The 16,847-nt window shown below is 47.6% G+C and carries 15 protein-coding genes and 1 pseudogene; 9 read left to right on the top strand and 7 right to left on the bottom strand.

Annotated elements, in window-relative coordinates; translation table 11 throughout:
* Window positions 1-9: 9 nt before the first annotated feature.
* The 6 genes from paaB to paaZ are packed head-to-tail and all read right to left on the bottom strand — an operon-like array spanning window position 10 to window position 5,808.
* Window positions 10-297 (bottom strand): 1,2-phenylacetyl-CoA epoxidase subunit PaaB, encoded by a 288-nt coding sequence (gene paaB / locus VP504_RS22390; protein ID WP_251881945.1) that lies wholly within the window; start codon window positions 295-297, stop codon window positions 10-12.
* Window positions 298-308: 11 nt separating this feature from the next.
* Window positions 309-1,277 carry a 1,2-phenylacetyl-CoA epoxidase subunit PaaA gene (gene paaA / locus VP504_RS22395; RefSeq protein ID WP_325894269.1) on the bottom strand — a complete coding sequence of 323 codons (969 nt, stop codon included), beginning with the start codon at window positions 1,275-1,277 and terminating at the stop codon, window positions 309-311.
* A gap of 30 nt (window positions 1,278-1,307) precedes the next feature.
* Window positions 1,308-2,510 carry a 3-oxoadipyl-CoA thiolase gene (gene pcaF, locus VP504_RS22400; RefSeq protein ID WP_325894270.1) on the bottom strand — a complete coding sequence of 401 codons (1,203 nt, stop codon included), beginning with the start codon at window positions 2,508-2,510 and terminating at the stop codon, window positions 1,308-1,310.
* Window positions 2,507-2,950, bottom strand: coding sequence for a hydroxyphenylacetyl-CoA thioesterase PaaI (gene paaI / locus VP504_RS22405; protein WP_325894271.1), 444 nt, complete (start codon window positions 2,948-2,950; stop codon window positions 2,507-2,509). The genes pcaF and paaI overlap by 4 nt, the downstream gene beginning before the upstream one ends.
* Window positions 2,951-2,952: 2 nt before the next feature.
* Window positions 2,953-3,756, bottom strand: coding sequence for a 2-(1,2-epoxy-1,2-dihydrophenyl)acetyl-CoA isomerase PaaG (gene paaG / locus VP504_RS22410; RefSeq protein ID WP_325895424.1), 804 nt, complete (start codon window positions 3,754-3,756; stop codon window positions 2,953-2,955).
* Window positions 3,757-3,759: 3 nt separating this feature from the next.
* Window positions 3,760-5,808: a phenylacetic acid degradation bifunctional protein PaaZ gene (gene paaZ / locus VP504_RS22415; RefSeq protein WP_325894272.1), complete on the bottom strand. Its 2,049-nt coding sequence runs from the start codon at window positions 5,806-5,808 to the stop codon at window positions 3,760-3,762.
* Between the two features lie 243 nt (window positions 5,809-6,051).
* On the opposite strand from paaZ, the gene paaK reads away from it, so the two are divergent.
* The 9 genes and pseudogenes from paaK to VP504_RS22460 all read left to right on the top strand — a co-directional run bounded on the left by paaK (window position 6,052) and on the right by VP504_RS22460 (window position 16,370).
* Entirely contained in the window at window positions 6,052-7,338 is a 1,287-nt protein-coding gene (paaK, locus tag VP504_RS22420; RefSeq protein ID WP_325894273.1) for a phenylacetate--CoA ligase PaaK, read from the top strand.
* Window positions 7,339-7,485: 147 nt separating this feature from the next.
* On the top strand, window positions 7,486-8,415 hold the full coding sequence (gene paaX / locus VP504_RS22425) for a phenylacetic acid degradation operon negative regulatory protein PaaX (RefSeq protein WP_325894274.1): 930 nt from the start codon (window positions 7,486-7,488) through the stop codon (window positions 8,413-8,415).
* A 24-nt stretch (window positions 8,416-8,439) separates the two neighbouring features.
* Window positions 8,440-9,036 carry a phenylacetic acid degradation protein PaaY gene (locus VP504_RS22430; protein WP_325894275.1) on the top strand — a complete coding sequence of 199 codons (597 nt, stop codon included), beginning with the start codon at window positions 8,440-8,442 and terminating at the stop codon, window positions 9,034-9,036.
* Between the two features lie 251 nt (window positions 9,037-9,287).
* Window positions 9,288-9,914, top strand: a complete 627-nt coding sequence (locus VP504_RS22435; RefSeq protein ID WP_325894276.1) for a hypothetical protein — start codon at window positions 9,288-9,290, stop codon at window positions 9,912-9,914.
* Window positions 9,915-11,280: 1,366 nt separating this feature from the next.
* On the top strand, window positions 11,281-12,654 hold the full coding sequence (locus VP504_RS22440) for a Tat pathway signal protein (protein ID WP_325894277.1): 1,374 nt from the start codon (window positions 11,281-11,283) through the stop codon (window positions 12,652-12,654).
* A gap of 76 nt (window positions 12,655-12,730) precedes the next feature.
* Window positions 12,731-15,283 (top strand): phospholipase, encoded by a 2,553-nt coding sequence (locus VP504_RS22445; RefSeq protein WP_325894278.1) that lies wholly within the window; start codon window positions 12,731-12,733, stop codon window positions 15,281-15,283.
* Window positions 15,284-15,445: 162 nt separating this feature from the next.
* The gene (locus tag VP504_RS22450; RefSeq protein ID WP_325894279.1) at window positions 15,446-15,646 is read left to right on the top strand and encodes a YciI family protein; all 201 of its coding nucleotides are present in this window, start codon (window positions 15,446-15,448) and stop codon (window positions 15,644-15,646) included.
* 40 nt (window positions 15,647-15,686) lie between these two features.
* Window positions 15,687-15,893 (top strand): annotated as a pseudogene (locus VP504_RS22455) (glyoxalase/bleomycin resistance/dioxygenase family protein); the annotation flags it as partial.
* A gap of 141 nt (window positions 15,894-16,034) precedes the next feature.
* Window positions 16,035-16,370 (top strand): DUF3088 family protein, encoded by a 336-nt coding sequence (locus VP504_RS22460; protein WP_325894280.1) that lies wholly within the window; start codon window positions 16,035-16,037, stop codon window positions 16,368-16,370.
* 48 nt (window positions 16,371-16,418) lie between these two features.
* Here VP504_RS22460 and VP504_RS22465 read toward each other — a convergent pair whose 3' ends face one another.
* Window positions 16,419-16,841, bottom strand: a complete 423-nt coding sequence (locus VP504_RS22465) for a hypothetical protein (RefSeq protein WP_325894281.1) — start codon at window positions 16,839-16,841, stop codon at window positions 16,419-16,421.
* Window positions 16,842-16,847: the final 6 nt, after the last annotated feature.

The following is a 16,847-nucleotide window of genomic DNA, read 5'->3' on the forward strand; positions in this document are numbered from 1 at the left end:
CATACCTCCTTACATGTTGCCGACTTCTTTCGGAAGTGGGTAATAGGTGGCATGGCGGTACGGTTTGTCGTCCGACGGGTCGAAGAAAGCGTCGTTATCATCTTCCTGTGAAGCAGAAATATCGGCCGAGCGAACCACCCATATGCTCACACCTTCACTTCGGCGCGTGTAACAGTCTCGTGCATATTGCAGAGCGTGGGCGGCATCTTCCGCGTGGAGACTGCCTACGTGTTTATGGTCAAGGCCGCGCTTGCCACGAACAAAGACTTCAAACAGTTCGAGATTTTCCAGAGTCATTGCGCTTCTCCTTAAGCCACTGCATGTTGTTGGCGTTGCTTAACTTTCTCAGAGTGTGCATTCTGCGCGTCACGCACCCAGGCACCTTCTTCGTGAGCGTTCACATGGTGCTGAATACGCTGGCGGTTGCAGTGTCCGTTGCCATTAATCACGTTGTAGAACTCTTCCCAATCGATTTCGCCGCTGTCGTAATGGCCGCGTTCTTCGTTCCATTTAATGGCTTTGTCTGGGTGCTCCAACCCAAGAAACTCAATTTGCTGCACGGTCTGGTCAATGAATTTCTGACGAAGGCTATCATTGGTTTCGCGTTTGATTTTCCACTGCATAGAACGTGCTGAGTGCGCGGATTCCGCATCATGCGGGCCGAACATCATGAGTGATGGCCAGTAAAAACGATTGAGTGAATCTTGTGCCATCTGGCGCTGCGCTTCGCTTCCATTGGAGAGAGCCAGCATGATTTGATAGCCCTGACGCTGGTGGAAACTTTCTTCCTTACAGATGCGGATCATGGCGCGTGAGTATGGGCCGTATGAGGTGCGCTGTAAGGAAACCTGATTACAGATAGCCGCGCCATCAACCAGCCAGCCAATAGCGCCAATATCGCCCCAGGTCTGGGTGGGATAATTGAAGATAGAGGCATATTTCGCTTTTCCGGTTTGCAGTGCTTCGATCATTTCTGCGCGGCTGATTCCGAGTGTTTCAGCAGAGCTGTAGAGATATAAGCCGTGACCTGCTTCATCTTGTACTTTGGCGAGCAGCACGGCTTTACGGCGCAGCGACGGCGCGCGGGTAATCCAGTTGCCTTCCGGTTGCTCACCGATCACTTCAGAATGCGCATGTTGCGAGATTTGACGGATCAGGCTCTGTCGATAGGCCTCCGGCATCCAATCTTTTGGTTCGATCTTTTCTTCACGGTCAATCTTCTGCTGAAAGGCTTCCAGCAGCGCTTTTTCCTGGGCTTCCTGTCTTAGTTTTTTCATTGTCATTGCTCCGTTTTCAGGTGCAGAAAATCAAACACGCTCAATCACGAGGGCGATGCCCTGACCGACACCAATGCACATGGTGCAAAGGGCATATCGGCCTTGCGTGCGTTCAAGTTGGTTCAGGGCGGTAAGCACAAGTCGTGCACCACTGGCACCCAAAGGATGACCCAACGCGATAGCACCGCCATTGGGGTTCACTTTCTGTGAATCATCCGGCAGGCCAAGGTCGCGGGTTACCGCTAACGCCTGCGCGGCAAACGCCTCGTTGAGCTCGATGGTGTCGATATCATCGAGGGTCAGACCCGCCAGTTTCAGCACTTTCTTGGCTGCTGGAGAGGGGCCAAAACCCATGATGCGAGGTGGTACGCCAGCGGTTGCCATAGCAAGAATGCGGGCTCGGGGTTTGAGACCATGTTTCTCAATGGCACTTTCTGATGCGAGCAACAGTGCTACCGCACCATCGTTCACACCTGATGCGTTGCCAGCGGTGACGCTGCCAAATTCACGAAAAGGCGTGGGCAATCCCGCCAGTGCTTCAGCAGTGGTAGCGCGAAGGTGTTCGTCTTTCTCGAAACAAAGCGGTTCTTGCTTACGGCGTGGGATCATCACGGGTGTGATTTCAGCGTCGAATACACCCGTTTCCTGTGCTTTGGCGGCACGTTGTTGGCTTCGAAGGGCAAAGGCATCTTGATCTTGGCGGTTAACCTTAAAATCTTCCGCGACGTTTTCTGCCGTTTCTGGCATGGAATCGACGCCATATTGCTTCTTCATCTTGTCGTTGATAAAGCGCCATCCAATGGTGGTATCGAAGATTTCTGCCTGACGGGAAAAAGCGGTCTGCGCTTTGCCCATCACAAAGGGAGCACGGGACATAGATTCTACGCCGCCGGCAATCGCCAGCTCAATCTCGCCACAGTCAATGGCGCGGGCTGCTGTGCCGACGGCGTCCATACCTGAACCGCAAAGTCGGTTGATGGTGGTGGCGGGGACAGAATCTGGCATGCCTGCCAGAAGGGCACTCATACGGCCCACATTGCGGTTATCTTCACCGGCCTGATTGGCACAGCCATAGAAGACTTCTTCGATCTGGGACCAATCAAGCTGCGGGTTACGCTCCATGAGAGCGCGAATAGGTACTGCGCCCAGGTCATCGGCTCTCACAGCGGAGAGCGTGCCGCCGTAGCGGCCAAATGCGGTGCGAATGCCATCGCAGATATAAGCATGCTTCATGAATCACTCCTTTGATCTGGTGGGAGTACGGCTTGGTTCAGGCGTGCTGAGTTGCCCTTGAAAATGGCGACAAGCTCCTGGTTCTGGTTAGTAATATTGACGATGTAGATGCCTGCTCTTCTACCTTGATGCATGACATGCGCCTGTGCAGTGAGTACATCGTTTTCTTTAGCGGGGCGCAGAAAATCGATAGAGCAGGCAGAGGCCACGGCAGATTCGTTTTCTGAATTGCAGGCAAAAGCAAATGCCGAATCCGCCAGGCTGAAAATCTGGCCGCCATGACAGGTTTGGTGACCGTTTAGCATCTCCTCGGTGACACGCATGGTGACTTCACTCTGCCGAGAGGCCATGTGCACGATTTCCATGCCCATATTGCGGGAGACGGTGTCATGACTGAACATGTGCTGCGCGCAGGCTTGCGCCAATTGGTCCTCATCCATGTTCATTCCCCCTTAAACTGCGGCGCACGCTTTTCAAGAAACGAAGCCACGCCTTCGGCGTAATCCTGGGAGTAGCCGAGGTTGCGCATGGTTTCCTTTTCCAGCTCAAGCTGGTGGTCGAGCGTGTTGGCAAACGATGCGTTCAGCAGGCGCTTGATATTGGCGAGAGCAAGGGTCGGCTGGCTGGCGAGTTTTTCTGCTACCGCATTGGCCTCTTCCATCAAGGCTTCATCGTCAACACATCGCCAAATCATTCCCCAAGCCTCGGCTTGCTCTGCCGGAAGCTTTTCACCCAGCAACGCCAGGGCTTTAGCTCTGGGCAGGCCAAGTGCGCGCGTAAGGTTCCAAGTACCGCCGGAATCCGGGATCAGTCCGATTTTGGCGAAAGACTGAATGAAGCTCGCAGAGCGGGCAGCGAAGACAATGTCACACGCCATGGCGATATTGGCACCAGCACCAGCAGCGACACCGTTAACGGCGCAGATTACGGGAACATTGAGCGTGCTGATGGCGCGAATCAAAGGGTTGTAATTACGCTCGACAGATTCGCCCAAATCAACGCGGGCGCTGGCGTCATTCACGGCGCGATCATTCAGATCTTGTCCGGCACAAAAGCCCCGACCATTGCCCGTGATGAGCAAACAGCGGATCTCGCTGTTTTCACGCACTTCACGGATGGTGGCTTTCACTTCTTCATGCATTTGTGCATTGAAGCTATTGAGCGAATCCGGTCGGTTCAGCACCAGAGTCGCGACGCCATTATGGACGGTGAAAATTACGGTGATGAAGCTGTTTGTCTCTTCCATCACTCAGTCCTCCTGACGCTCGACCAGAGTCATGATGTCGTACACTGCGACGGTTTCGTCATTCTGATTGCGCACCAATACGTCCCACACCACCACGCCCGTTGCCCGTTCCTCATCCGGGCGGCGGGTTTTCTTGATCTTCTGCTTCACGGTAATGTCCGCTTGAATGGTGTCTCCAATCGCGACCGGAGCGATAAAACGCAGATTCTCTAGGCCGTAGTTGGCAAGTACCGGGCCTGGTGCGGGATCGACAAACAAGCCTGCGGCTGCTGAAAGCACGAAGTAACCATGAGCCACGCGCTGACCAAAGAGAGAGTCTTGCGCGGCAATTTCATCGAAGTGAGCATAGAAATGATCGCCAGACAGACAACCAAAATTCACGATGTCAGCTTCAGTGACTGTGCGTCTGTGCGTGGTCAGACTTTCACCAATTTGAAGCTCATCAAAGTACTTTCGGAAAGGGTGTACTGGCGTTCGGATTTTCTCAGCGCCTGACGTGTATTCACGGGTAATGGCGGTCAGCATGGTGGGTGAACCCTGCAAAGCCGTGCGTTGCATGTAGTGTTTGATGGCACGGACGCCACCCAGCTCTTCACCGCCACCGGCACGTCCGGGGCCACCGTGAACCAGAGGTGCGAGTGGGGAACCATGTCCGGTAGAGGATTTGGCATTGTCACGGTTCAGGATCAGCATACGGCCATGGTAAGCGGCCGCTTGCAGCACAAGCTCTGACGCTTCTGACGCATCGTTAGTCACGACAGAACCCACCAGACTGCCTTTACCCAGTGAAGCAATAGCAACCGCTTGGGACACGTCGTCATAAGGCAATAGCGTACAAACCGGACCAAATGCTTCAACGCTGTGGACATAACCCTCTTCGGTTGGTGCTTTGGATAGCAGCACGGTCGGCGGATAGAAAGCGTCTTGAGAACAGTGGTCACCGATAAGTTCCATTGCCGCGTCGTTACCACCCAGCAGCACATCACTTTGCTCGCAAAGCGTGCTGACCTGACCGGCCACATCGTCCCGCTGGCCTTTACCAATCAATGGCCCCATTTTGACGCCTTCAATAGAAGGGTCGCCCATCGCCACGCGGGCAAGCCGTGCTTTTAGGGCTTCGCTTACCGCCTCGACTTTGACGCGTGGCACCAGTGCACGCCGGATGGCAGTACATTTCTGGCCCGCTTTAACCGTCATTTCCCTTGCGACTTCTTTGATAAAAAGATCGAACTCAGGATCGTCTTCATTGACCGTTTCACCAAGAATGCTGCAGTTCAGCGAATCTGCTTCCATGTTGAATGGAATGCTGTGGGCAACAATATTTGGATGTACTTTGAGTTTTTGACCGGTAGATGCCGAGCCAGTAAAAGTGACGCTATCCTGTTCGCCTAATTGATCCAATAGATCGCCCACGCTTCCGCAAATAAGCTGCAGGGAGCCGTCAGGAAGAAGGCCACTTTCGACCATGTCCTCGACCATCGCTTGCGTCAGGTAAGCCGATTGCGTGGCGGGTTTAACAATCACGGGCACGCCCGCGATTAAGCTCGGCGCAATTTTTTCCAGCATGCCCCAGCAAGGGAAGTTAAAGGCATTGATATGAACTGAAACGCCGGGTTTTGGTGTGAGTATGTGCCGGCCGATAAATGAACCATCTGCAGAAAGTGGCTGGGCTTTGTCCTCAACGATGAAAGGCTCATTGCCCAGTTCGCGGCGGGCAATACTTGAGTAGCTCAGCATGGTGCCAAGGCCACCTTCAATATCAACCCAGCTATCGGCTTTGGTTGCGCCTGTCCATTGAGAGATATCGTAAAAGCGCTTTTTGTTATCCAACAACTTCAGACCCAGGGCTTTTAGCATTTCTGCTCGCTCATGAATGGTCATCGCACGCAGCGCTGGGCCACCCACTTCACGGCCAAATCGCACCACTTCTGCAAAATCGATACCGTCAGAGTTGACAGAACAAATCGGTTCTCCCGTGATGGCATTGGCAACAGAAACCCCGTCTGCTGATCCTTCATGCCATGCGCCGTAAACAAAACTTTTTGCCTTCATGTCACGTGTCCTTCTACGTGTTCGCATTCCCTTTCGACCCAAATCAATCCCTGCGAAAGCGGGCATTTGTTGTCGAGGTTTAATAAAAATGTTTATGAATGGTTAAATTTTATGATACACAATAAATGCAAATGATCAATAATGTGTAACATGAATAAATAATCGAATTGGCGACTACGCTTTAAGAGGCGAACCTTGAAAAGCGATGGAGCTGGAAGTAAAGCCTTGAAAGGAGAGAGCAAGATGAGCAGTAAGGTAGGGATGCACGCGATTGAAAATGCCAGCATTGATGAGTTACGCGGACTTCAGCTATCACGTCTCAAGAACACGTTGAGCCATGTCTATGAAAACTCGCCGGTTTATCGCGAAAAATTCAAGGCCCATGGAATCCACCCAGACGATTTGAAAACACTGTCTGACCTCAGCAAGTTCCCCATGACCACAAAAGCTGACCTTCGCGATAACTACCCATTCGGTATGTTCTGTACGCCAATGGAGCAGGTGGTTCGTGTTCACGCTTCGAGTGGTACTACTGGCAAACCGACGGTGGTGGGATACACACAAAACGATGTAGATATGTGGGCGGATGTGGTTGCCCGTTCTATTTACGCGGCGGGTGGCAGGCCGAAAGACAAAGTGCATATTTCTTACGGCTATGGACTTTTCACGGGTGGTCTCGGTGCTCACTATGGCGCGGAGCGGCTGGGTTGTACTGTAATTCCTATGAGTGGCGGACAGACCCAGAAGCAAGTTCAGCTGATTGGGGATTTTGACCCAGATATCATCATGGTGACGCCTTCGTACATGCTTAACATCGCTGATGAAATGGCGAGGCAGGGTATGGACCCAGAAAAACTTGCCCTACGGGTAGGTATTTTTGGTGCAGAACCCTGGACAGAAGCCATGCGTGAAGAGATGCAACGTCGCTTGTCGATGGATGCGGTAGACATTTATGGTTTATCTGAAGTGATTGGCCCAGGTGTCGCGCAGGAATGTGTGGAATCCAAAGATGGCCCAACCATATGGGAAGACCATTTCTATCCGGAAATTATCGACCCGTTAACCGGGGAAGTATTGCCAGATGGCGAGGAAGGGGAGTTGGTATTTACCAGTCTCACCAAAGAAGCGATGCCCATTATCCGCTATCGTACCCGCGATTTGACCCGCCTTCTGCCCGGCACATCGCGCACCATGCGCCGAATGGGGAAAATCACCGGTCGCAGTGATGACATGCTGATTATTAGAGGTGTGAATGTTTTCCCCACCCAGATAGAAGAACAAATTTGTAATACCCGTGGCCTGGCACCCCATTACCTGATTGAGTTGTTTAAGCAGGGCAATATGGACTGTGTGACAATAAGGGTGGAACAGCAACCTGAAGTTCATGGTTCTCAGTTAAATGGTTTGGCGAATGAGCTGGCAGGCAAAGTGAAAACCTTTATTGGCATTTCATCCAAAGTGGAAGTAGTGCCGGCTGGTGTATTGCCGCGTTCAGAGGGCAAAGCCAAGCGAGTGATCGATAAGCGATAGAAGCGGTAACAGAGAATCGATGCAAGAACGCGACAGACCCTAATTAACAGATTCATATTTTTGCTGTTTTGTTGTGATTGTGTAACATGAGACCAAGTGCCCTGAAGGTACAAAATAACAAAGCGCTATGTTTATGGATAAAAACGTATGAACCAAAAATTAGGGAAGCTGCTTTCTGACATTCTCGCCGCTGACTCGGTCAGCGGCACCTCGCTCATCATGACGGTCTTTGGTGACATCCTTGCCCGTCGCGGTGGCTCAATCAGTCTTTCCAGCCTGATTGAGCTGTTAAGTGTGTTCAATGTCTCTGACCGATTTGTCAGAACTTCGGTGTTTCGTTTGGTCAAAGATGGCTGGTTGACGGCTGAACGCAGTGGTCGTTACAGCTTCTATCACGTCACGGAAGAAGCGATGGACCGATTCACGGCAGCGGAAGAGCGGATATACAGCGCGCATGATGCTGAGTGGAACCGCCAATGGCAGATGATAGCGTTGCCCTCACTGAGTGGCAGTGAGTTGATGGAGGCAAGAAAGCAACTGGAGTCAGCAGGTTACGCGATTCTTTCGACCTCCGTCATGTTGTACCCGCGCGCAGACAAAGATGCGACACGACAGCTGTTGAGCAAACATGAGCTGAACGATAAAGCCCTGGTGTTCGAAGCCTCCTCTTGTGACCTTTCGGAAGGTAAAGAAGCCAACTTGAAATCGCTGGTGGCAAAGCTGTGGCAACTTGAAGAAGTGGAAGACAGGTTTCATACCCTACTCAGCCAATTCAGGCCAGTTCTGTCGTTACTGGAAAACGGTGACCAATTGGAGCCTGCACAAGCCTTTCAGGTGCGCACACTGCTGATCCACATCTATCGTCGTGCGCTGTTGAAATACCCGCCATTACCCGAAGAGTTATTGCCGGGAAACTGGCCAGGTAAGGCGGCGAGGACACTGACACACAATATCTACAATCTGGTGGCGTATCCGGCCGAGCAACACGTCGATGCTGTTGCCCGCGCGGCGGATGGGCCTCTTCCAAAAGCCGATAAACAGTTCTGTGAACGCTTCGGAGGCATCACATTGAACTGACACTAAACGGACTAAGGAGTAGTCATGCCCTGTTATGCATTGGACGGTATTTCGCCCGTAGTTGAAGAGGGTGCTTATGTTCACCCGGAAGCGGTGTTAATCGGTGATGTCATTGTAGAGCGGGGTAGTTATATTGCGCCTTTTGCCAGCTTGCGGGGCGATTTTGGCCGGATACACATCAAAGCCAACGCCAACGTGCAGGATAACTGCGTGATTCACGCCTTCCCCGGTATCGATGTCGTGGTACATGAGCGCGGTCATATTGGACACAGCGCCATATTACACGGCTGTATTATTGAAGAAGGCGCACTAATTGGCATGAATACCGTGGTGATGGACGGCGCGGTGGTTGGTGCCCATAGCATCATCGCCGCCCATTCCCTTGTGGCCTCTCAACAACACATCCCCTCAAAAATGCTCGCCCTTGGCAGCCCTGCCAAAGTCATTCGTGAACTGAGAGAAGAAGAAGTGACCTGGAAGAGTCTAGGCACTGATGGCTATATAGAACTCACCGAACGTTGCCTTGCGACTATGCAGCAAGTTGAGCCGTTAAAAACGGTTGAAGCAGACCGAAAACGTATGGTGATTGATGAAAGCATCAAGCCGAAGTTTGCGGATTAGACTTCTATGACTGCAAGCGTATCGTTTCCAATATTTTGTCAGCTCTCAATTATCAACATTGACCTTTGGTCAAAGATGTATATACCCAAATAACCTGAAGATGCAGGATTCAGGTCGTTTGGGTATATTTAAAGAAATTTAAGATTGATCCATGACGCTTGGCACACTCACTTCAAGTAAGTTTAGTGACTAAGGTGAGATGTATTGGCTTCGGTATTGCGTCGCTGAACTAGTTGTTTAAGGATTTAAAAATGGCTGCCACATCTCGAACTTTACTGGTTTTGTTCTTGCTAATTACCCTATCTGCCTTCAGTGCCAGTGGGGCTGAAAACCCCATAACCTCAAAAATAAAAGTATCTGAGGTCACCTTTGAAGATGAGGCTATGGAAATATGCGTGCTAGAAAGATCGGGTGACATCTTAGTGAATGAGGTTGATAGAATTTATTGCGAAGATATGAATATCTCATCAGCCAAAGGTATTGAAGTATTTACATCGTTAAAAAAGCTAGACCTAGGTGGCAATCAGCTAACCAAAATCGACTTGTCACATAACACCGCGCTAGTGGAGTTGGACCTGCGCGAAAACCAGCTAACCACTATTGATTTGTCACAGAATACTGCACTGACTACGTTATGGTTATGGAACAGCAACCTAACCACTATCGACTTATCACAGAACACCGAGCTGGAGTCGCTGGATCTAGATGAGAACAACCTAACTACTATCGACTTATCACAAAACACCGCGCTAAAAGAGCTGTTTATACTCAGAAACCCGCTAGCCACTATCGACCTGTCACAGAACACCACGCTAAAGACGGTGGCTTTTGATAGCACTGTGGAATGTACCGGTACGGCATGCTCAGAGTGCCGCTGATGACATAGTAATTCCCAGATTCAAAGCAATAAACGATGTCGCCGCGGAAGCGTGTCACTGTCCACAGGGAAAGATCGACGCTGATGTAATTGCCCATATTATCACCCCAGCCAGCTTTCATTGGTGGTTCCAAATGACCAGCTCTAAGGCAGGCGTTCGCCTTAACTAGGGTGGAGGGCAGTATTAAAATTGTAAGTACAGGTCTCTCAGGCTCATTTGACGATATTGAGGAACCGAATAACGGATTTAAATTAGAAATAATTTCGAGAAGACAGAAAATTTAGTTAATGATATTCCGAGCCGCTAGCTATTTAAAGAGTTTTTACAGATTAACTTTTGCACCACCCCGGCTTGAGGCATCGAAAAGTTGGTAGTCTGCTGCCACTAATTTCTTAAGGTTGAGTAGCAACAAGGCTATTCATCCATATAAGTGTTTCTGCCAACAACGCGATATGGGTTATGGCCTAGATCTATTTTTTCTCATTACTGGCCATAAATATAAGATAATTAAATTTTAAATAAAATTAACTATATTTTCTCTTTTTAATAATAACGGATTTTTGCCGTCACACTCCTTATGTTATTAGAAATTAAAACCAGAATTATATTGAATATAAAATCCCATACAATTGTGAAAAATTATTGAAATTCGAAAATGAATAATATAGAAGTACAACCTTGAGTAGTCTCAAATTTAAGGGATTTCTGTAAAGGTTTTATTATTTTATGATAAATATGGATATGAGTTTTCGTTGAAAGGTAATGAAGAAAATTGAAATTAAATGAAAAAAATTGAAATGATACTTGAAATATTATAATTCCTCTTAAATTCAACCATTTATGATAGTTATATATTTTTCTTTTTTCCTGTTTAAAATTTGACTTATCTTGGCCTCTCTAGCTAGTGTGTTTTTTATCAATAAAGAAACCTATTACCAAAGCCACAGATGAGGAAATAATTGTATGCAAAGATTTAATAATTTTTCTATCCGGGATTTGTTCAACTAGTGCTCGTTGTCCGCCCCGCTACTTATTGCGATAGAAATAAAAATGCAGTCAAGCGCTATGGTCATATTACCGCTTTAAGACAAACATTAATGTCAATTAAAGACAACGAGTTGTTTTCCTTTCCTAGCTCTTCTGGGTGATGAAAAACAACCCTCCTTAGAAGGATTGTGGGTTTTAAAGCTATAACAGAAGGAGAAATCTTTCTGTTTCGGAGGGAAATAGAAGGCTTACCCCCGTTTCATTGCTCAGTGAATACCGTTTTCTAGAAATATGCCCTGGCTGCTCAGTGACATCAAAAAAGTAAAATAATTGTCAACTTTTTCGATGTTTTAGTAATAACAAAATCTAGGAGTTAAATATGAGTATTAACCGAAGAAAATTTGTGACTATGGGAGTCAAAAGCGCTCTGGGATTGATGGTTGGCTCTTCCTTTACTGGTTTACCCAGCTATGCAATGTCTTCAGACAGCAATGCATCGTCCAAATCTCGAGTGATAACTGTATCGTTTATGGGTACAGCTTGTACAAGGGACGAGGGTGAAGCGACTCGCGCAGAAAGCGACAAACGTATCTACTTACCTGAATCAGGTTACATTCCTGCTCGCATTAATCTGGAACTCGGTGGTAACACGCAACCTTCCGGCTCATCTGACGTTGGGCAAACGGTTCGAGGCGTTGGTGAAAACGACTGGGCAACCCCTCGAAACAACAGTGAAACACTAAAAGTCAGTGGCCCTTTGAACGCTTCAGACAGTTTATTAAAAGATATACGCCGTTACATCAGTGGCAACCAGCTGTCCACTGCTGAACAAATCGCTGGGTATTCAATGCCAGCACTTGCGTTACACGGTGCAAATATAGCAGCAGATTCAGGTGCTGGAACAATCAACTTAATTGGTCACAGTCGCGGTGCCGCAGAGTGTATTATGGCTGCTTGGTTTCTCTTCGCCTACGGCAGTGAAGCCATCAGAAATACACCAGTCAATATTTTCGCTATCGACCCAGTCCCCGGAACTGGAGAGTGGTACAGCATACTGACGCAACTCCCACCCAACGTCGTAAATTATGTTGGTGTTTACGCTTGGGATCACATAGATGGCGTAGACCATAGTGGACACCCATTTCAGGCATTAGTACCTCGCCCCAACGGTAGAATGCGCGGTGAAAGTAATGATATTACCATTCATCAGCCAAGTTGGTGGGATTTCGTAAAAGGTGATCACGACTGGAAAGTGATGGCAAATGAAGCACAACAGCGCGACCCTCTCCTCCCATCGAATCATGCACAGCCTATTGGCTATTCACTTTATTCTTGCCGCGGAAGACACAGTACGGTATCCGGCAACTCTACGGCTGATGGGCAATATGATCACAACAATTTAAGTTCATCTGTGGCTCCAGTACCCGGCCTTATTTACAAAATGGCGCGTGGTTACCTCACCAAGTGGGGAACAACCTTTGTTGAGCCTTGTGCTGTAACCGAGAGCGTGTTGGTACTGCGCAAAAATATTCATATGTATCATCAAGACTTCGACACTATGGGCGGTGGCCAAACCCGCAATAGCCTGATTCGTGATCGTCCTTATGTGCGTCGAGTATCTTCTATTTACGGGATCAACCCTTTAAATACCTACTTTATGGATGATGTTGTTGGTGATCCTCCTTATAAACTCGCTTTCCCTGTCACCAAACATAGAAAAAATAAAGGTTGGGTAGATTGGAAATTCCTCTAAATAAAGTCATCTCCTGAATAATAGTTACTTTATTAGAAATTTTTATCCTAAATAGAATAAGTAAAGAGAGTAAGAAATGAGTACTTTGATAGATGATGTAAAAAGCGAATTAATCAATGATGAACATAAGCAGTTTTTTCATGATAGTGGCACCAATTATTTAAGGTTATTAGATACACCCCATATATGGGGTATGGAGTTTGGTAAAGGTATCATGACGCAAGCCGTTCAGCGCCAGCAAGAGTTTGAACGAGCTATTGTTGAAATGGTGCAAAAATCCCGCTACCGCTGTGATGTGGCATCGCTAAACTGCCCTGACCCAGACTGGGGCAAAGCAATTTTAGGTGCTATGGACTTAGCACTTTCAACTGAGATGAAGCGAACACAAAAAACACAATTTAGATTTTTATTTGGCCAAACACCATTGAAACCAGTTGGGGAGCCAGATAATTTAATTGATTTCAAAGCGGCTTTAGTTCGCTTGATTCGAGAGCGCTCTTCCCATTGGGAAATGATGCCAGAGATTTGGATCGGAAGGTTTTACGAGATAAGTGCTGGTTTGTTTGACTCCTTGTTACACAAGCTTATCCCAGATAGTATAATTTCAGACGACAACACTAAAATGACTTGGAACCACTCTAAAATTATTGCAGTGGACGGTTCTGAGTCTCTGGTTGGTGGTCATAATTTAAATATGGATCTATTCCGCAGCTATCCGCCAGTACACGATGCCTCTGTTGTTGTGCATGGTGCGGCGAGCTATGGCTCTCAGCTGTATTTAAATGAAATGTGGACCTCAGGTAAAGGCCTGTTGTACAAGCAGTCATTAAATACCTCTTCTTTGGAGTGGAAGGAAAAAGACTCGTATCCGAAGCTACCGTTGGACCCTCTGTCACAACCAGATGTGCAGTCATACATGGAAAACAGAAGAAACGACTTATTTTACATGCATGAGACGGGTATTCAGCCTGGACCTGACCCTGAGCCACCATACATTCCTCCTTTGCCATCGCCCCACGACATTGAGGCTTATGATCTTAGAACTCTAGACGACCTCGAGTATGAAGTCATTGAAGAGCGACCGGTCTATAACTCCTATGAAAAACTCAGCGAATACAAAAAAGCATCGCGTATTTTATGTGTTGGTAAGTACTGGACTGGCCTTGATTACGACAACGATTTCCGAGATGGCTCGGGGTTAATGAAAAAGACACTGATCATGAGTGCTAAGAAATCCATTCACATGTCCCAAATGGACTTGATCAGTGCGTGGAAAAAGAATTGGTCTGATCACGTTGTGTGTCATTGGTTGATAGACGCGCTCTTGAAAAACAAGAGGTTAACCGTTCAAGTGGTTGTGTCGCCATTAGACGCTGGTGCTGGCGCCGAGGGTGATCAGTATTCATTTGGCTCGGGAGCAAGTCGTACTTTCGATTTAATTGAGTACTATGTAAAGCATGAAATCAATGATCGCCCCATTCCGGATCCAACAGGTGAGCGTCAGCACGCTTTAAAGCGTATCTCAGTAGCTCCTCTGTACTACACAGATAAAGTTCCTAGTGATAGACAAGAAGAGGGTAAAACATACAAGTGGCCAAACTTATCTAAAGCCGGTCGCACATATTCACTAAAAGCTAAGCCTCTATCTGAAGATCCGCCCCACAATGGCATCATCGGACACCCAGCAAAATCAGTACGAGAGGCAGGTGGCTTTGGACATCCTGCGGTAGACTCAGCGCCGGGTAATCACGCCAAGATCATGATCATTGATGAAGAGTTATATGTGATTGGTTCAGATAACCTTTACCCGGGTAACCTTTCAGAGTTTAACTACTTGGTTGAAGGTAAAGAAGCTGTTGATCAGCTATTGTCGAGTTATTGGCGTCCGCTTTGGACCTACTCTGCTCCACACGGTATGGTCTCAAAAGCATCGAGCTTCAGCTTGAATCAGGCAGCATACGTTCCAGATACCAAAAGTTATCAATACGGCTATAAGTCGACACCTAACTTGGCAATTACTGGTGCGCCAAAAGATACCGACTGGACTCGATGGGCGATACTATATGATGGCCGTGATTATCGACTGTTTTTCATGCGTACGGGAAGAAACAACCAGCTCTATCCATTTGCCTACAACAGCCAATCAGGCAAGTATGAGTATGGATTTAGATCGGCTTCCGTACTGACAATTGACGGCATGCCGGATGATGCAGATACGAGCAATTTTAGTATGACACATGATGGCAGTGTGTATCGCTTCTATATGAAGAGTGCTTCAAACCCAGCTAAACTGTATGAAGCGGGCTATAACTACGCTACATATCAGTACGAATATAGGCATAAGTCGAATACTAAAATCCAGATCGGTAAAGCTCCTGCCGATACGGACTGGAGTCGCTGGGGCGTGACGCAAAGTGGTAGCCAATTTTATTTCTATGCGTTTAAATCGGGCTCTAATCGAGAATTTTATCAGTTCTTTTTCGATTTAAGCAGTGGTCGCTATGAATATAACTTCCCTGATTCTACAAAAGTATTCACTTTGAAGGGTATGCCGAGTAATTCAAACAGTACTTCGTTTGACATACTTCATGACGAGGAAAGTTATTACTTTTACCATCAAAAACTGTAACAAATGTTGCTGGGTCAAGAGGGCTGCCTCTTGACCCACTTTATTTTGCCCCTTAATCATCCAATAATGTGCCTCAAACAACTGGTAACAATAATGTTATTTATGAAGTCATATACCCAAACAACCTGAATCCTGCATCTTCAGGTTATTTGGGTATATGCGTTGGGAAAGTTCATCATTTCCGGTCGTAAGGTCCCCCGCACCGGCGGTGTCATTTTGGTTAACGCAGCCAACACGGATGAGGTGGACGCTATTATCAGAGAAGACCCGTTCCATGTGGCTGGTGTGGCTGATTACGATGTCACTGAGTTCGTTACCACAATGGCTGCAACAAAATTCAGTGGGTTGAAGAACTGCACATAAGAAGACCATCAAACAGAGTGCTTAATTTAGGTAAAGGTAAATGATTCCAGTAGCGGTCCTTATCCATGTTCCCGATGTTAATGAGGGGCTAAAGTGGTACCAAAAAGCATTTCCTGAATCTGTGCCTGTTTACTATCCAGAGTCAGACTCTACGGTACTTGAGTTAAACGGCTTCTCTTTGGAGATTGTACAAGCGGATGAAAAAGTACCCACTGGTAAAAGAGGGACTGTGGTTTATTGTAATGTAGTTAGCTGAGTATTTGTTTTACATCCCTACACACGCCACTCATTGTGTAGTCTACTATTGTAATTATCAGTTTTGATTCGAAACAAAGCGCCATAAAGATGTATCATTTGTACTTATCCACAACTATCAAGGACGACAATCATGATTTTGTACTTACTTAAGCGCGATTTTAACGACGGTGGTAAGAAGTACTTTTGCCCCTACTGCATGAAGGTTGAAGGGCTGATGGCCATGTTTCCAGAGATTCGACATAACGTAGAAGTCAGGTATGTCGATTTTCAGAAACCACGCGGTGATCTTCCCGAGCATCTGGGAGAGGCTAATCAAGTGTGCCCAAATTTGGTTTTAAATGAAGGCGATCAGTTTGGCTCGGAAAAGTTCTCTGTGTCAGCTTCAACTGGTATGCGTCATATTGATAAGACCGATGACATCATCCAGTACTTTATCGAACGTTTTGACCTGCCTGAAAAGCACTAATGGTTCAACAACAAGAGCCGCCTTATTATCCGGCGGCTCTTCGGTTTCCTACTGCGTCCAACCAAGCTCTTTCAGCGCCCATCCATCGTTCCATACCTTGGTCATATGTGTGACTTTGCCTTCTCCCGATAATTGCATCACATACACATAGTGGCTTGCGCACTTTTTTCCAGTGGCCGGCACTGGCCCACCTTCCCCGCTGTGGATACCGAAAAAGGTACCAAAGAAAATCGCGGTGTTTTTGTCATCGTCAAATGCAGAGGTGGTGAGTTCATAATGGCTGCCTACCATGGGGCCATTGGTGGTGCCGCGCATCCAGTTGGTATAGGCTTCCAGCGTGTCAATGTCAGTGAGCGCGAAAGCTTGAGAATCAAACCCGGCGTTGGGTTCAGCGAAGCCTTTGCAGGCCTCCCAACCTTTGCCTGATTCACAAGCATGAAAGAACTCGGTTGCGCTTTTAAAAGCAGACATGATTTC

Origin of the sequence: Grimontia sp. NTOU-MAR1, assembly GCF_035758505.1 — a bacterium.
GTDB classification, from domain to species: domain Bacteria; phylum Pseudomonadota; class Gammaproteobacteria; order Enterobacterales; family Vibrionaceae; genus Enterovibrio; species Enterovibrio marinus.